Raw genomic sequence first — 16,782 nt, forward strand, 5'->3', positions numbered from 1 at the left:
TCGAACTGCCGTGCGCGGGAAGGGACATTCGGTCGTGCCACTGCACAAGGACGACCCGAAATCGGTCGGCGGGTACAAGCTGGTCGACCGGCTCGGCTCCGGGGGCATGGGTGTCGTCTACTGGGGCAGATCGCGCTCGGGCCGTGACGTCGCCGTCAAGGTGGTGCACGCGCAGTACGCGCAGGACAGGGTCTTCCGTGCCCGTTTCCGCCAGGAGATCGACGCAGTCCGCAAGGTCAGCGGCGCCTTCACCGCACCCGTGGTCGACGCCGACCCGGAGGCGGTACGGCCCTGGATGGCGACCCAGTACGTCCCCGGCAGCTCCCTCGCCCAGCGGATCCGCGACCACGGCGCCTTCAAGGGCCTCGAACTGCGGCGCCTGGCCCTGGGGTTGGTGGAGGCGCTTCAGGACATCCACCGCGCCGGAGTCGTCCACCGGGACCTCAAGCCCGCCAACGTCCTGATGGCCGAGGACGGCCCCCGCGTCATCGACTTCGGCATATCCCGCGCCGCCGAGAACCACCAGACCCTCACCGAGACCGGCCAGATGATCGGCACCCCGCCCTTCATGTCCCCGGAACAGTTCACCGACGCCCGCACGGTCGGACCCGCCTCGGACGTCTTCTCGCTCGCCGCGCTCCTGGTCTTCTCGGCCTCCGGACGCGGCCCCTTCGACGCCGACAGCCCGTATCTGACCGCCTTCCGGGTCGTCCACGAGCCGCCGGGACTGGACGGCGTACCGGGGCCGTTGCGCGCGGTCCTGGAACGCTGCCTGGTGAAGGACCCCGCCGAACGTCCCCCACTGGACGTTCTGGCCAAGGAGTTCGCCGAGGCGCTGCCCGAGCCCGACCTCATGGACCCCGACACCACGACCCTGCGCCTGGCCGACCTGCGGACCGTCGAGGAGACGTACGCCGGGACCGGCTCGGCCACGTCGACGACAGGGCGCCGCCGTCGCGGGCTCCGCCCGCTGCTGGTGGCGGCCTGCACGGCGGGCGTCCTGGTCCTGGGGACGGGGTGGTACCTGCGGTACGGGCCGGGCTTCCCGGACGGTGAACCGGCGGCGAGCTCCGCCTCGTCCGCGGACTCCCGCTGGGCGGCGGTCCCCACCGGCTGGCAGCCCTGGCAGACGACGATGACGCGGACGGCGCAGCGCGGCGAGGTCAACGCGCCGGCACTGAACGACGAGGACCCGCACGACGCCACCTGCGAGCGGTACGAGAACGCGGTCTACTGCGCGGGCAACAACATCCTCCCGGTCCGGCTGGACGGCCGTACCGGCGCCACCGTCTGGCGCTCCGCGCTCGCGTCCTCCGCCGAGGGCGCGGGCACGGGGCGGAACATCTTCCAGCTCCTCGGAGTGCGGGACGACGCGATGCTCGTCCAGCAGTCCGCCTACGGGGACGACGGGACCGCGAAGGTCAGCATCGTCGCCCTCGACACGGAGAGCGGCGACCAGCTCTGGACGCGCCCGCTGAACAGCGCGAACCTCGACCAGATCCTCTCCGGTGACCTCGTCCTGACCCCCGACTCGAGCGGCCGGCTGATCACGGCCCGGTCCCCGCGCACCGGCGCCGACCGGTGGACCACACAGCTGCCCGGCGACTACTACTGCCAGTTCATGACGGCCGGCTCCCGGCTGTACGCGCACTGCTTCCCGGACGACGAGACCCGGGACGCCGTACTCCTGGAGCTGGACAAGGCCGACGGATCGGTGCTCCGGCGTCTGAAGACCCCGCCGGGGAGCGGCCTGCTCGGCACCGTCGGCGGCCGGCTGGCCTTCGTGGTCGCCGGTGACCCCGGCCCGGCGCGCCCCGAGGCGGTGAAGTTCGGCGAGATCCGGCTCCTCGACCCGGACACCGGCGCCGCCACCACGACAAAACTGACGAAGACCTACTACGGCGCGGTGCGGCTGGCCGCCGGCACCCTGTGGATCACCCAGCCCAACGGCCAGGTGACCGCCGTGTCCCCATTGACCGGCAAGCAGCTGTGGCAGACCCGGACCGGCGTCGAGAGCTCGGGGCAGCCCACGTACGACGCGGGCACCCGCACCCTCTGTCTGGCCAGCATCAGCGGCCGGGTCGCGGCTCTCGACGCCCGCGAGGGCACGCTGCTGTGGGAGACGGACGCCCACGCCGAGCAGCCCGCGAGGGGCGAGGTGACCAAGTCCAGGGTGCTGCTGTACGGCGGCGCGCTGGTCGTGAGCACCCCGGACGGCACGGTCTTCAGCATTGACCCCGCTCACCCCGAGGAGAACTCCTCCTCGGGGTGATCACCAGGGGGCTACGGCAGGGCCAGCATCCGCTCCAGCGCCAGCTTCGCGAACGCCTCGGTCTCCTTGTCGACCTCGATGCGGTTGACGAGCTTGCCCTCGGCGAGCGACTCCAGCGTCCACACGAGGTGGGGGAGGTCGATGCGGTTCATGGTCGAGCAGAAGCAGACCGTCTTGTCGAGGAAGACGATCTCCTTGCCCTCGGGCGCGAAACGGTTCGCGAGCCGGCGGACGAGGTTCAGCTCGGTCCCGATGGCCCACTTGGAACCGGCCGGGGCCGCCTCCAGCGCCTTGATGATGTACTCCGTCGAACCGACGTAGTCCGCCGCCGCCACGACCTCGTGCTTGCACTCGGGGTGGACCAGGACGTTGACGCCCGGGATGCGCTCGCGCACGTCGTTGACCGAGTCCAGCGAGAACCGGCCGTGCACCGAGCAGTGGCCGCGCCACAGGATCATCTTGGCGGCGCGCAGCTGGTCGGCGGTCAGCCCGCCGTTCGGCTTGTGCGGGTTGTAGACGACACAGTCCTCCAGGGACATGCCCATGTCCCGGACGGCGGTGTTGCGGCCGAGGTGCTGGTCGGGGAGGAACAGCACCTTGTCGCCCTGCTCGAAGGCCCAGTCCAGCGCGCGCTTGGCATTCGAGGAGGTGCAGATCGTGCCGCCGTGCTTGCCCGTGAACGCCTTGATGTCCGCGGACGAGTTCATGTAGGAGACCGGCACGACCTGCTCGGCTATCCCGGCCTCGGTCAGCACGTCCCAGCACTCGGCGACCTGTTCCGCGGTGGCCATGTCGGCCATGGAGCAGCCGGCGGCGAGGTCGGGGAGGACCACCTTCTGGTCGTCGCCGGTCAGGATGTCCGCCGACTCCGCCATGAAGTGCACACCGCAGAACACGATGTACTCGGCCTCCGGGCGCGCGGCCGCGTCCCGGGCCAGCTTGAAGGAGTCGCCCGTGACATCGGCGAACTGGATGACCTCGTCACGCTGGTAGTGGTGGCCGAGGACGAAGACCTTGTCCCCGAGCTTCTCCTTGGCCGCGCGGGCACGCTCCACCAGGTCCGGGTCGGACGGCGAGGGCAGATCGCCGGGGCACTCCACACCCCGCTCGCTCTTCGGGTCGGCTTCACGGCCGAGGAGCAGCAGGGCAAGGGGCGTCGGCTGTACGTCGAGCTCCTGGGTCTGGGCGGTGGTCACGACACGCACCCTTTCTGTTCTGCGGAAGTGCTTTTCGTCGAACTGACGTTATCTATCATAACCCGGTTCACGTCACTTTGACGATGGTCATTGCGTCGATGTGACATGAATCCCGCCGCAGAATTACGGCCGCCTGTCAGATGCGGCATTTTCGGCTGCCTGTCAGGTGTGCGAGCATGAAGGAGACGCCGGAAACTCGGCGCCCGGCCCGGAATGAATCCGCGGCCTTGCCGGTTGCACCAGTCGGCAAGCAGTCTCCGTACAACCCGGGAGAGATGTAGATGTCCGTATCGGACGAGACCAGCACCGTCACCGACGGCATCATCCTGTCCGACGCCGCCGCGGCGAAGGTCAAGGCCCTGCTCGACCAGGAAGGCCGTGACGACCTGGCCCTGCGTGTCGCCGTTCAGCCCGGTGGCTGCTCCGGCCTGCGCTACCAGCTCTTCTTCGACGAGCGTTCCCTCGACGGCGACGTCGTCAAGGACTTCGACGGCGTCAAGGTCGTCACCGACCGCATGAGCGCCCCCTACCTGGGCGGCGCGTCCATCGACTTCGTCGACACCATCGAGAAGCAGGGCTTCACGATCGACAACCCGAACGCGACGGGCTCCTGCGCCTGCGGCGACTCCTTCAGCTAAGCCAAGCCGCTCCAGCTGAAGAACCGAACACACACGAAGGCGGCGGCCCCCTCCGACAGGGCCGCCGCCTTCAGCTGTTCTCCGGGACCATCGGGCCTACCGCGCCCCGGAGGTCTCCGGCAGCCGCGCCCCCGCCTTCTCCAGCGGGATCGCCTTGCCGTCCGAGCCCACGACCTCGCGGTCGCCCAGCGGCTCGTCGAGCTGCACGCTCTGGTGGTAGACCTTGGCGATCATGACGCAGACCTTGTCGGGCCACGGCGTCTCGGTGACCGTGACGGTCACCTTGTCCGAGCCCTCGACGGCCGCCGCCTTGTAGTCGGCGCACACCCCGCCCGTGAAGCTCACCGTCAGCTCCTTGCCGTCGGCGGAGTAGCCGTCCACCTGCACGTCCCGCGTGGCCGGCGCCGCGGTCGGCTCGTCGGAACCCGGCCCGGTCGGCCGCGGGCTCGGCGGGGCGGTCGGCTCACCCGTCGGCTCACCCGTCGGCTCACCGGTCGGCTCCGAGGACGGGGTGGCCGAGGCGATGTACTTCGGGTCGACCGCGGGATAGGTCACCGTGAAGGAGTCCTGCGCCCCCGACGCCTTCACCTCGAACAGCCAGGACGGCACCAGCGTCTGCCGCGCGTCCACATACTGCGCGGCAAGACCGAACACGGCCTTCTCGACGGTGATCGTGTCCTGCTTCGGCGTGCTGGGCGTGCCGGACGTCGACCCGCAGGGCGCCTCAAGGCGGTCCTTCAGCGGTACGGGACTGGCGCAGCCGCCGATCCCCATCCGATGGTCGGTCGCGGGCGCCGCGTTCATCAGCTCCAGGGCCTTCTCCGCACCCACGACCGGATATGTGTCGCCCTTCACCGGCGCCTTCAACTGACCGCTGCCGCCGACCACCTCACCCTGCGCGTTGACGGTGACCCCGGTCGTCCAGCCGTGCGTCGGCAGCCCGCCGACCACCGGATCGGCGTTCACGACCCGCTGCGCGCCCATGACCTGGCTCGCGTCGACCTTGGCGTCGTCCTGCCCGACCGCCTTCAGGACCGGCGCCGCCGCCTTCTTCGCGGCGTCCGCGCTCACCGGGTCGCCGGCCGGAGCGGCGGGGTCGCTCGCACACACCGTCTCGCTCTTGCAGTCGTCGGTGCCGGGCGCGTACCGGTGGAACGTCCACGTCCCCGGCGCGAGCTGGTTCACCTGGAGACTCGGCCCGGCGGCGTCCTGCCCGCCGACCTTCCACGCCTTCCCCTCCAGGACCGGCGTCCCGGCCACCCCGAGCGCCTCGGCCAGCCGGGCCACCTCGTCCTCGGTGACCTCGCCGGTGGCCCGGTACACGGGCGCGGAGTCGGGACCGTCCGGGAGCGTGCCGTCGGCCTGGTAGGTCACGCCGTACGGATTGGGCTCCCCGGGTGCGATACCGCCCGTACCGCCGCCCTCGGTGTACCCGTCCAGGTGCAGCGGCGGGGGAGTGTCGTCGCCGGGCGCCCCGGACGTCGTACCGCCGCCGCCCGAGCCGCCTGCGGCACCGGCGGCGAGATACGCCCCACCGCCGCCGACCAGCAGCACGGCGGCGGCGACGGAGGCGATGAGCACGGGGGACCGACGCCGTGCGGGGTGCTCGGCCTCGTCCCGTTCCGCCGTGGCCGCGACAACCGGCTCCTGAGAGTCACCGGTGTCTTCGGCGACCGTCTCGCCGGCCTCACCAGGCTCCTCGGCGACCGTCTCCTCGGCCGCCGTCTCCGTGGCCTCCTCGGCAGCCTCATCGGCGCCCGTGTCCCTGTCGACGACCTCGGCGTCGTCGTCGTTGTCGGGTCGCTCGGTGTTCACCGCATCGCTCCTTCGGCCGCGCAACTGTCCCTATGACCCTGACCCGGCCCTGACAAAGAGACCGGCCGGAGGGTCGTATCCCGCATCCCCTTTACGGGGGACAGCGATGGGACGCAGCGGGGGAGCGCACGGTTCCCCTGAGGGCGCCGGTTTCAGCCGCCGTCTGTGCTCAGTCGCCGTAGTCCGACATCGCGTCCAGCAGCCGGGCGGACTTCGTCGGCACCGTCACCCCGTGGATGAGGGAGGGCGAGACCGGGAGGGAGGCGACCCGGTCGGGAGCGGCCCAGTGCGGGACCATCCGGGCGCAGTCCCCGCGCAGCGACGCCAGGTCGCCGTCGAGGTCGGCCGGAGCGGGGGCAGGGGCCTTGAGGTTCGTCATGGCGGCACCGTAGGCACGTCGGAGCCCGCGAAGAAAGATCTACTATCGGGTAGTTTTGGCCGCTTCAGAGGCCCGCGCGAACCAGGTAGCGTGAACTGTCAATCCAGTTTCTCCCCACAGGAGAGTCCACGCCGTGCGCATCGCAGTCACCGGCTCCATCGCCACCGACCACCTCATGACCTTCCCCGGGCGCTTCGCCGACCAGTTCGTCGCGGACCAGCTCCACACGGTCTCGCTCTCCTTCCTGGTCGACAACCTTGACGTACGCCGGGGCGGCGTAGGCGCGAACATCGCCTTCGGCATGGGTCAACTGGGCACCGAGCCGATCCTGGTCGGCGCCGCAGGCTTCGACTTCGACGAGTACCGGGCGTGGCTGGACCGCCACGGCGTCGACACCGCCTCGGTCCGTATCTCCGAGACCCTGCACACCGCCCGCTTCGTCTGCACCACTGACGCCGACCACAACCAGATCGGCTCCTTCTACACCGGTGCGATGAGCGAGGCCCGCCTCATCGAGCTCAAGACCGTCTCGGACCGCGTCGGCGGCCTCGACCTGGTCCTCATCGGCGCCGACGACCCGGAGGCGATGCTCCGCCACACGGAGGAGTGCCGCTCCCGCTCCATCCCCTTCGCCGCGGACTTCTCCCAGCAGATCGCCCGGATGAACGGCGACGAGATCCGCGTCCTGCTGGAGGGTGCCACGTACCTCTTCTCCAACGAGTACGAGAAGGGGCTCATCGAGTCCAAGACCGGCTGGACGGACGCCGAGATCCTGGAGAAGGTCGGCCACCGGGTCACCACGCTCGGCTCGCGGGGCGTACGGATCGAGAAGACCGGTGAGGAGCCGATCGTCGTCGGCTGCGCCGAGGAGGAGCGCAAGGCCGACCCGACCGGTGTGGGCGACGCGTTCCGCGCCGGGTTCCTGTCGGGTCTGGCCTGGGGCGTCTCGCTGGAGCGGGCGGCCCAGGTGGGCTGCATGCTGGCGACCCTCGTCATCGAGACCGTGGGCACACAGGAGTACCAGCTGCGCCGCGGCCACTTCATGGAGCGCTTCACCAAGGCCTACGGCGACGAGGCCGCGGCCGAGGTGCAGAAGCACCTGGCGTAAGCCTCAGGAGGTCCGGCGGACGAGATAGGCCGTCCCCTTGTCCGCCGGCTCCTCACCCACGTACTCCTGCTCCCGCATCTCGCACCACGCCGGGATGTCGAGGCGGGCCGCCTCGTCGTCCGACAGCACCCGCACGAGGCCGCCCACCGGCACGTCGCCGATGACCTTGGCCAGCTCGATGACCGGGATCGGGCAGCGCTTGCCGAGGGCGTCGACGAGGAGTTCGTCCGCACGGACGACCGCCACCGGCATCGGCGCGCCCAGCTTCTCCCGTACGCCGTTCACCACACCCGGCAGCACGGCGAGGAACCTCTCCACATCCTCCGCCGCGGTCCCCGCCGGCAGCGAGACCCGCACATTCCCCTCACTCAGCACTCCCATCGCCTTCAGCACATGGCTGGGCGTCAGCGTGCTGCTGGTGCAGGACGAACCGGAGGAAACGGAGAAGCCCTCCCGGTCCAGCTCGTGCAGCAGGGTCTCCCCGTCGACATAGAGACAGGAGAAGGTGACGATCCCGGGCAGCCGCCGCTCCGGATCGCCGACCACCTCCACGTCCGCGACCAGCTCCGGCACCCGCGCCCGGATCCGCTCCGTCAGCTCCCGCAGCCGTACCGCCTCTTGAGCGGCCTCGGCCCGCACGGCTCGCAGCGAGGCCGCCGCCGCGACGATCGCCGGGAGGTTCTCGAAGCCGTATCCCCTCTCGTCCACCGGCCCTTGAGCGGCGAACCGCACGCCCTTGCGGACGACCAGCAGCCCGACTCCGGCGGGTCCACCCCATTTGTGCGCACTGGCCGTCAGCAACGACCACTGGCCCTCGACCGGTCCCCACCCCAGCGACTGCGCCGCATCCACCAGCAACGGCACCCCGGCCGCCCGGCACAGCTCGGCGACCTCCGACACCGGCTGTTCGGTGCCCACCTCGTGGTTGGCCGACTGCAGACAGGCGAGCGCGGTGTCCTCCTGGAGCGCGGCGGCACAGTCGGAGGCGTCCACCCGCCCCGCCCGGTCGACCGGCACCCGGGTGACGGAACCGCCCTCCTTCTCGTGGAGTTCGGCGGAATGGAGCACGGAGGAGTGCTCGACGGATGACACGACCAGGTGGCGTCCGACGCGTCGTCGTCCGGCCAGAGCTCCCGCGATCCCGCTGTGCACAGCGTGCGTCCCCGAAGGGGTGAAGCCGAGCTCGTCCGGTCGGCACCCCACCGCCTCGGCAGCGGCTTCCCGGGCGGCGTCGAGCAGCATGCGAGCCCGCCGGCCTTCCCGGTACAACCGCGCGGGATCAGCCCACCCTTCATCGAGCGAGGCCAACAGGGCCTGACGAGCAACGGGGTGGAGAGGGGCGCCGGAAGCGGCATCGAAGTAGGACACACAGCAACGCTAAGGCCTGCGACGACACGGTCGCGCCGGCCCGGATCGCATCGAACCGCCACTTCCGTTCCCCCTACAGCGAACACCTTGATCATCGGATGCCGGTCCGTAAGGGTGGATGCGGGAGGCGTCCGCGGCCGGACGCGTCCGTCAGGGCGACAGAACGGATGGAGCACATGACTGACGTGCAAGAGTTGAGGCACCGCTGGGTCAGGGAGTTCGCCTCTTCTCCGAACAGCGACATCACCGTCGTCTGCTTTCCGCACGCGGGAGGATCGGCCAGCTATTTCCAGCCGTTGTCCGCTCGGCTGACACCCCGTGCCGAGGTGGTCGCGTTGCAGTACCCGGGGCGTCAGGACCGTCGGCGGGAGCCCCCGCTCACCAGCGTCGACGAGCTGGTGGACGGGATAACCGGGGCGCTGCGCGCGCTCACCGACCGGCCGATGGTGTTCTTCGGGCACAGCATGGGCGGCACACTCGCCTTCGAGACCGCGCGACGTATGGAGGCGGAGCTCGGCGAGCGCCTGCTCGGGCTGGTCGTCTCGGGGCGCCGGGCGCCCAGCAGCGTGCGCCGGGACACGGTGCACCTGCGGAACGACGCGGGGCTCATCGCCGAGATACGCAAACTGGAGGGAACCGCGTCGGCGCTGCTGGACGACGAGGACGTGGTGTCGATGATCCTGCCCGCGCTCCGCGCCGACTACACCGCGGTCGAGCAGTACGTATACCGGCCGGGGCCGGCGCTGAGCCGTCCCCTGCACGTGTACATCGGTGACGCCGATCCGCAGGTGCGCGCGGACGAGGCCGAGGCGTGGGCCGAGCACACGAGCGCGGACTTCCGGATCAGGACCTTCCGGGGCGGTCACTTCTATCTGGCCGAGCAGAGCGACCAGGTGATCGCCGCGCTGCGCGAGGACATGGCGGTCTTTCAGGAGCGCTTGCGGGTCGACGCGGAGCGCTGACCGGGGCGGGGTGGGCACGCGCGGGCCGCGGTGGCGCGTGCCCCCAGGTCAGCGAGTGCCGGCGAAACGGGCGGTCAGTTCCCGCTTCAGCACTTTGCCGCTCGGCCCGAGAGGAAAGTCCTCGACGAACTCCACCAGGCGCGGGTACTTGTGCCCGGCCATCCGCTCCCGGCTCCAGGACACGATGTCCGCGGCCAGTGCCGGATCCGCCGGCGCGCCCGCCCTCGTCCGTACCACGGCGCACACCTCCTCGCCGTAGGTGTGGTCGGGGACACCGATGACCGCGACCTCGGCGATGGCCGGATGGCGCATGAGCACCTCCTCGACCTCTCGCGGGTAGACGTTGTAGCCGCCGCGCAGCACCATGTCCTTCTTGCGGTCGACGATGGTCAGGTATCCGTCGGCGTCCTTGACCCCCAGGTCACCGGAGCGGAACCAGCCGTCGACCAGCACGGCCGCCGTGGCCTCGGGCTGGTTGAGGTAGCCGGCCATCACGTTGTGGCCGCGTACGACGATCTCGCCCACCTCGCCCGCCGGCAGCAGCTCGACGCGGTCCTCGACGTCGGCCGCGGCGATCTCCGCCTCGACGCCCCAGATGGGGCGTCCCACGGTGCCGGGCCTGCGCGGCCACGCCTTCTGGTTGTACGCCACCACCGGCGACGTCTCCGTGAGGCCGTACCCCTCGTAGATCGGGCAGCCGTAGGTCTCCTGGAAGTCCTCCAGCACCTTGACCGGCAGCGCCGACCCGCCGGAGAAGGCTCGGTCGAGCGCGGGGCGACGGGTGTCCTGGGCGGCGGCGTCGAGGAGGGCGAGGTACATGGTCGGCACGCCCATGAACACCGTGCACCCCTCGGTCACCATGAGGTCGAGCGCGCCGGGGCCGTCGAAGCGGGGCATGAGGACCAGGGTGCCGCCGGCCAGGAAACAGGCGCTCATGCCACACGTCTGGCCGAAGGTATGGAACAGCGGGAGGCAGCCCAGCAGGACGTCGTCGGGGCCGAGATCGAACGGGGAGCGCATCGTGGTGCTGACGTTCATCACCAGGTTGAGATGGGTGATCATCGCGCCCTTGGGCTTGCCGGTGGTGCCCGAGGTGTACAGCACCAGCGCCAGATCGCCGGGCGCACGGGGCACCGGGCGGTCCACAGGTGCCGCCCGCTCGGCGAGGACATCCAGCCGGGGCGGACCGCAGTGGGCCTGCGTGCCGTCCTCGACCATGACGGTGAGCAGCGGAACCCCTGCCACCTCCGCCGCCTTGGCCCCCTCCGTCAGCATGGGGGCCGCGCACACCAACGCCTTCGCCTCGGAGTCGGACAGCACGTGGACGATCTCGTCGGCGCGCAGCAGACCGTGTACCGGGACCGCCACGGCGCCGAGCGCCAGTACGCCGTAGTACGCCATCGGGAAGTGCGGTGAGTTGGGCAGCAGCAGGGCGATCCGGTCGCCCGGACGCACGCCGTGCTCGCGCAGCACCGCCGCGTACCGCCGGGCGGCGTGCCACAGCTCGGCATAGCTGATCCGCTCCGGGCCGAAGACGAGCGCCGTGTGTCCCGCACGCCGCTCGGCGGACTCGGCGAGGACGGACGCCGCCGTCAGCATCAGGCCGTGCCGGTGTGCGACGCGGCCAGGGCCTGCTTGTCCGGCTTGCCCGCACCGGTCAGGGGCAGGGTGTCGTGGAAGGTGACCAGGGCGGGCACGTGCTTCGGCGACAGTTCGGCGGCGACATGGCCGATCAGGGCCTCGGCGTCCGAGTTCGCGTCCGGCCGGACCACGACGGCGGCGTGGATGTGCTCCACCCGGTCGTCGTCCACCACGCAGTACACCGCGGCCTGGGCGACGCCCGGGTGGCTCAGCAGCGCGTTCTCCACATCGATGGGATGGACCTTGATGCCGTTGGTCTTCATCACCTCGCCCATCCGGCCGTGCAGACGCAGCAGACCGCTCTCGTCGACGGAGCCGAGGTCGCCGGTGTGCACCCAGCCGTCGCGGACGGTCGCCGCGGTGAGCTCCGGGTCGCCCCAGTAGCCGAGCATGTTGAAGGGGGTGCGCACACACACCTCGCCGACCTCGCCGACGGCGAGGTCACGATGGTCGTCCACGTCACGGATGCGCACCTCGGCGGTCAGCCGGCCGACGGTTCGGCGCAGTTCGGGGTCGAAGTGGTCCGGCGGGATGAGCACGCTGATGCCGCTGGTCTCGGTGGTTCCGTAGAACTGCAGAAGCACCGGTCCGAAGGCCTCGACGGCCTCGGCCAGCCGGGCCGGGGAGGCGGCGCAGCCGCCGTAGGAGATGACCCTGATGCTCGACCGGTCGGTGGTGGCGAGATCCGGGTGGTCGACCAGCATGTACAGCTGTGGCGGGGTGACGGTGAGCGCGGAGACGCGGTGCCGTTCGACCGCGCGCAGCACCTCTCCCGGCTCGAACCTGTCGTGCAGGACCACCGTCCCGCCGGAGGCCAGGGCGAGGTCGACGCCGGAGCCGTTGGAGTGGCTCACCGGCAGGGTCGACAGGTACACGATGGGTTCCGGGGACTGGAGGCCCGCCTGGAGGTAGAGGCTGCGCACGCGGTAGGGCAGGGTGACGCCCTTGGGCTTGCCGCTGGTGCCGCTGGTGTAGAGCACCACGGCCGGCTGCTCGGGGTCGGCCTCGACGGCGCCGAGGTCGAAGACGTCCGGGTCGCCCGTCGAGAGGTCCAGGACATCGGGTCCGAGGGCGCCGAGCGCGGCCAGCCGCGGCGGCTCGGACAGCCCGTCGCACAGCTCGCGGGCCAGGTCGAGGTTCTCCTTGTCGACGGCGAGGAACGCCGCCCGGGTCGCGCCGAGGATCTCGCGCCGGGCGGCGGCGGCCAGCTGGTCGGTGGGGTCCACCGCGTTCGTGGAGTGCAGATGCACCACGGTGGCCCCGGCGAGGTTGGCCGCATAGCGGAGAATTACGGTCGCCGGGGTATTGGTGACGGTCAGCACCGCCACAATCGGAATCGCACCTTCCGAAAAATGCCGACGCAGGACTTCCGCCGCCGAGAGAACCGTCCTGGAGAACTCGCCCGCGGTCAGCTCCTCATCTTCCCGCCACAGCGCGATCCGGTCGGGATCGGGTGCCAGAGCTTCCAGCACCCGGCGGACGTAATTCTCGTTCGAAGACACCGGAACTCCCCCTCGCAACGCATTTCGGTCGATGCAGGATTGCACGCCCGCATGGCCGAGGCAACAGTGGGTGAACACCTGTCGGGTTCTCCGCATAGGCCCGAGTTGCCGTTTGTGTATGTTAAATAAGTGCCGTCCGAAAGTAGGTTGTACGCCGCCGGGTGACGGTGATATACAAGCGTGGCGTCCCTGTGCCTCCTCGAAAACGAGGACGGCGAATCGCTGGTATCCGGCCGATTCCATGGGTGACGCGTTCAGTCGGATCGATCCGAAGTCGGCGCCGTGGGGCGGTCCTGTACAGATCCGCTCAGTCGCCCGTATGTGCACGTGGCCTCAGTCAGCCCGAAAGCGAAGCGAGTAGACGTGACGACCCAATATCTGGACCTCTTTTCCCGCCTCATTGAAGGCTCCGACGGAGGAAAGAGAGAGTTCCTGGAGATCGGACGGCTCGCCGGGAGGTTCCCCGCGGCCAGCGTGCACAGCAGCGGGGACGCGGACAGCATCAGCGTCTGGTGCAGCAACGACTACCTCGGCATGGGCCAGCACCCCGCGGTGCTCGAAGCCATGAAGGAGGCGGTCGACAAGTACGGTGCCGGCGCCGGAGGTTCACGCAACATCGGCGGCACCAACCACTACCACGTGCTGCTGGAGAAGGAGCTCGCCGCGCTCCACGGCAAGGACGACGCCCTGCTGTTCACCTCCGGCTACACCGCCAACGACGGCGCGCTGTCCGTCATCGCCGGCCGGATGGACGGATGCGTGGTCTTCTCCGACGCGCTCAACCACGCCTCCATCATCGACGGCCTGCGCCACAGCCGCGCCCAGAAGCAGATCTTCCGGCACAACGACCCCGCTCACCTGGAAGAACTGATCTCCGCGGCCGACCCGGGGGCACCCAAGCTCATCGTCGCCGAGTCCGTGTACTCGATGAACGGCGACATCGCCCCCCTGCCCGAACTCGCCGACATCGCGAAGCGCCACGGTGCGATGACCTACCTCGACGAGGTGCACGCGGTGGGCATGTACGGCCCCGAGGGCGCCGGAATCGCGGCCCGCGAGGGCATCGCCGATGACTTCACCGTCATCATGGGCACCCTCGCCAAGGGCTACGGCACCACCGGCGGCTACATCGCAGGACCCGCCGAAGTGATCGAGGCGGTACGGATGTTCTCCCGCTCCTTCATCTTCACCACCGCCCTCCCGCCCGCCGTGGCGGCCGGCGCGCTGGCTGCCGTACGGCATCTCCGGTCCTCCGACGCCGAGCGTGAACGGCTGTGGTCAAACGCACAGTTGATGCATCGGCAGCTGAACGAGCGGGGCATTCCCTTCATTTCGGACCAGACGCACATCGTGTCCGTTCTGGTCCGGGACGAGGCCCTGTGCAAGCGGATGTCCGCCCTGCTGCTCGAGCGGTACGGCATCTATGTGCAGGCGATCAACGCCCCGAGCGTCCGGGTCGGCGAGGAGATCCTGCGGGTCGCCCCCGGAGCCGTCCACACCGCCGACGACGTGCGCGGATTCGTCGACGCCCTGGACCGAATCTGGGACGACCTGGGCGCCGTTCGGCTGCCGGGAGCCCGGGCCGTCGAGGCCAAGTGATCTTGGTCTCCTGAACTCGCGCGCATGCGCGGGGAGTTGGCCTCCGCGCAGTGTGCTCACAGCAAATATGTGCTTGACACACGATCACCGGCGGAGGTTGGATGAAATTGCCGACCAGTCAAGCGACCAGCAAGCAGAGGCGGACCCTTCGGGGCGCCGCTTATGATCGCCGCTAAGCGGTTTTGCTCTCCGGGCAGGGGAGCGGGAACGGGGGTTCTGAGTGTCACTGGCGTATGTCCTCGACGGCGGAATGAATGACCAGCCAGGAGCCGGTGCCGAACTGTACGAGATGTTTCCGAGTGTGCGGCAGACCTATGCGCATATCGCGGACTGGACCGGGATAGATGTCCAGCGAATCTTTCATGAAGAAAGAGCGCCGGGGCAGGAGCACCGCCAAGGAGTCGGGGCCATTCGGCAGGCCGCCGCTATTTTCGGAATCGCGGACGTTCTCGCCGAAGAATACGGAATCACTCCCGCTGCCGTGTGCGGCCTCAGTTTCGGCTCACTCATCGCGGCAAGCCTCGCAGGATCAGTGGAACGCCAGGAACTCTGCACCTTCCTGATGCGTTTGCGGGAAGTGCCGGCACCGTCCGCCGAATCAGCGCGACAAGCCGTCGCCATGCTGCGCATCCCCCTCGACACCGACCCGCCGGCGCTCATCGCGGACATCGCCGACGTCCATCTCTCCGCCGACCTCGGCCGCGTGGGCACCGGCACCGAACGCATGGTGCTGCTCGGCGGCTACCGAACCGCCCTGGAGACCTTCGGCGCGACCCTGCCCCCCGGCGCCCTGCACATCGCCGAGGAACACGGCAGCGCCTTCCACTCACCACTCCAGCGGCACATCACGGAGTTCCTCGCGCCCACCCTGGACGCCATGACCTTCGAGGACCCCCGCATCCCCGTCCATTCGTGCATGGAGCGAAAGCAGCTCACCACGGGCGAGGAGATCCGCGACCTGTTCCGCCGCAACCCGACCGACCCGGTCAGCGTCCCGCACATGATCGGCGGCCTCGAGGACGCCGGCACACAACTCGGCCTCGTCCTCGGCCCCGCCGCCTTCGGCACCTTCCAGAACGCGGACTTCCCCGTGGTCCACGTCGAAACCCCGGACCACGTCTTCGAAGCCATGACCGCCGTGTACGACTTCGGTGTCGACCTGCCCCCGGTGGAACCCGCCGCCCCCTCCAGCGAAGCAGTGGCGGGGTGAACGCGGTGAAGGACGTCACCCCCCTCGTCGACGAATGGCTCGCTCAGGACATCGATGCCTGGACGCGCCGAGTGGTCCGCCGTCACTTCGACCCCGACACGGGCAGCCCGTACTGGCTCAAGCGCGCCGCCGAACTCGCCGTCGACCCCAGGGACATCACCCGCTACGACCACCTCACCGCCTTCGGCCCGATGCCGCTCGGCGAACTGCGCACACTCGACCCGGCCGACCTCGTACCCCAGGCCGTACCCCGCCCCCTGGCCGGACGCGTCTGGGACTCCGGCGGCACCACGGGCAGCCCCTGCCGCGTCTTCTACACCGAACCGATGCTCCTCCAGCGCGCCGCCTGGCGCCGCTGGGTCATCGAACGCGAAGGGTTCGAGCCCGGCCGTGGCTGGCTCCAGGCCACCCCCACCGGCCCCCACCTCATCGGACACGGCGCCGTGGACCTCGCGGACCTGTACGACGGCCGCGTCTACGGCATCGACTTCGACCCCCGCTGGGTCAAGCGGCTGCTGCGGGCCGGCAGGCTCAAGGACGCCCAGGAGTACACCGCGCACATCATCGACCAGATGGCCTCCGTGCTGGAGAGCCAGCCCGTCGACTACCTCGTCACCACCCCGGCACTCCTCCAGGCCCTCATCAAGGCCCGGCCCGAACTGGTGGCACGACTGCACGGCGTACGCCTCAGCGGCACCCACGCCACCCCGGCGATGCGCCGCTCCTTCCACCAGGCACTCGGCGGCGGACTCGTCACCGTCACCTATGCCAACACCTTCGGCAACACCGTCGCCCTCCCCGTGGAGAACGACGGGGCGCTGATGCCCTACCTGCCCAACTATCCGCAGGTCACGATGGCGGTGGTCGACCCGGACGACTGGTCCGAGGTCGTCCCCTACGGAGAACAGGGCCAGGTCCGGCTGACCGTCCTGCACGACGACCTCTTCCTGCCGAACATCCTGGAACGCGACCTCGCCGTCCGCTACGACACCGGTGACGCCTGGCCGTGCGACGGCGTCGCCAACGTGCGCCCGCTCCAGAACGTCCGGTCGGCACCGGAAGGCATCTACTAGGCACCCCGGGCGGGCCCGC

The 16,782-nt window shown here is 69.9% G+C and carries 13 protein-coding genes; 7 read left to right on the top strand and 6 right to left on the bottom strand.

The features are described from left to right. Window positions 1-34: 34 nt before the first annotated feature. A complete protein-coding gene (locus OG866_RS31765; RefSeq protein WP_329340016.1) occupies window positions 35-2,272 on the top strand; it encodes a protein kinase domain-containing protein in 2,238 nt (745 codons plus the stop codon). Window positions 2,273-2,283: 11 nt separating this feature from the next. On the opposite strand, the gene nadA is transcribed toward OG866_RS31765, so the two are convergent. Beyond that, window positions 2,284-3,468: a quinolinate synthase NadA gene (gene nadA, locus OG866_RS31770; RefSeq protein WP_329340017.1), complete on the bottom strand. Its 1,185-nt coding sequence runs from the start codon at window positions 3,466-3,468 to the stop codon at window positions 2,284-2,286. 281 nt (window positions 3,469-3,749) lie between these two features. On the opposite strand from nadA, the gene OG866_RS31775 reads away from it, so the two are divergent. Continuing rightward, a complete protein-coding gene (locus OG866_RS31775) occupies window positions 3,750-4,106 on the top strand; it encodes a HesB/IscA family protein (RefSeq protein ID WP_030794551.1) in 357 nt (118 codons plus the stop codon). Window positions 4,107-4,202: 96 nt separating this feature from the next. Here OG866_RS31775 and OG866_RS31780 read toward each other — a convergent pair whose 3' ends face one another. Further along, complete coding sequence (locus tag OG866_RS31780; protein ID WP_329340022.1) at window positions 4,203-5,921, bottom strand: PT domain-containing protein; 1,719 nt, start codon at window positions 5,919-5,921, stop codon at window positions 4,203-4,205. Between the two features lie 169 nt (window positions 5,922-6,090). After that, window positions 6,091-6,300 carry a hypothetical protein gene (locus OG866_RS31785; RefSeq protein ID WP_329340024.1) on the bottom strand — a complete coding sequence of 70 codons (210 nt, stop codon included), beginning with the start codon at window positions 6,298-6,300 and terminating at the stop codon, window positions 6,091-6,093. A gap of 133 nt (window positions 6,301-6,433) precedes the next feature. Here OG866_RS31785 and OG866_RS31790 point away from each other — a divergent pair, with 133 nt between their 5' ends. Next, entirely contained in the window at window positions 6,434-7,408 is a 975-nt protein-coding gene (locus tag OG866_RS31790) for a carbohydrate kinase family protein (RefSeq protein WP_329340025.1), read from the top strand. 3 nt (window positions 7,409-7,411) lie between these two features. On the opposite strand, the gene OG866_RS31795 is transcribed toward OG866_RS31790, so the two are convergent. Then, window positions 7,412-8,776: a cysteine desulfurase/sulfurtransferase TusA family protein gene (locus OG866_RS31795; protein WP_329340027.1), complete on the bottom strand. Its 1,365-nt coding sequence runs from the start codon at window positions 8,774-8,776 to the stop codon at window positions 7,412-7,414. Between the two features lie 176 nt (window positions 8,777-8,952). On the opposite strand from OG866_RS31795, the gene OG866_RS31800 reads away from it, so the two are divergent. Then, entirely contained in the window at window positions 8,953-9,738 is a 786-nt protein-coding gene (locus OG866_RS31800) for a thioesterase II family protein (protein ID WP_329340028.1), read from the top strand. A gap of 48 nt (window positions 9,739-9,786) precedes the next feature. On the opposite strand, the gene OG866_RS31805 is transcribed toward OG866_RS31800, so the two are convergent. Both OG866_RS31805 and OG866_RS31810 read right to left on the bottom strand, forming a co-directional pair. After that, complete coding sequence (locus OG866_RS31805) at window positions 9,787-11,340, bottom strand: long-chain-fatty-acid--CoA ligase (protein WP_329344397.1); 1,554 nt, start codon at window positions 11,338-11,340, stop codon at window positions 9,787-9,789. After that, window positions 11,337-12,881 carry a class I adenylate-forming enzyme family protein gene (locus tag OG866_RS31810; RefSeq protein ID WP_329340029.1) on the bottom strand — a complete coding sequence of 515 codons (1,545 nt, stop codon included), beginning with the start codon at window positions 12,879-12,881 and terminating at the stop codon, window positions 11,337-11,339. The genes OG866_RS31805 and OG866_RS31810 overlap by 4 nt, the downstream gene beginning before the upstream one ends. 363 nt (window positions 12,882-13,244) lie before the next feature. Between OG866_RS31810 and hemA the strand changes: the two genes are divergently transcribed. From hemA to OG866_RS31825, 3 genes are all read left to right on the top strand, one after another. Next, window positions 13,245-14,480, top strand: coding sequence for a 5-aminolevulinate synthase (gene hemA, locus OG866_RS31815; protein WP_329340030.1), 1,236 nt, complete (start codon window positions 13,245-13,247; stop codon window positions 14,478-14,480). Window positions 14,481-15,099: 619 nt separating this feature from the next. Beyond that, complete coding sequence (locus OG866_RS31820; protein ID WP_329340033.1) at window positions 15,100-15,690, top strand: hypothetical protein; 591 nt, start codon at window positions 15,100-15,102, stop codon at window positions 15,688-15,690. A 5-nt stretch (window positions 15,691-15,695) separates the two neighbouring features. Further along, on the top strand, window positions 15,696-16,763 hold the full coding sequence (locus tag OG866_RS31825; protein WP_329340035.1) for an arylcarboxylate reductase: 1,068 nt from the start codon (window positions 15,696-15,698) through the stop codon (window positions 16,761-16,763). Window positions 16,764-16,782 lie beyond the last annotated feature (19 nt).

Origin of the sequence: Streptomyces sp. NBC_00663, assembly GCF_036226885.1 — a bacterium.
GTDB lineage: Bacteria > Actinomycetota > Actinomycetes > Streptomycetales > Streptomycetaceae > Streptomyces.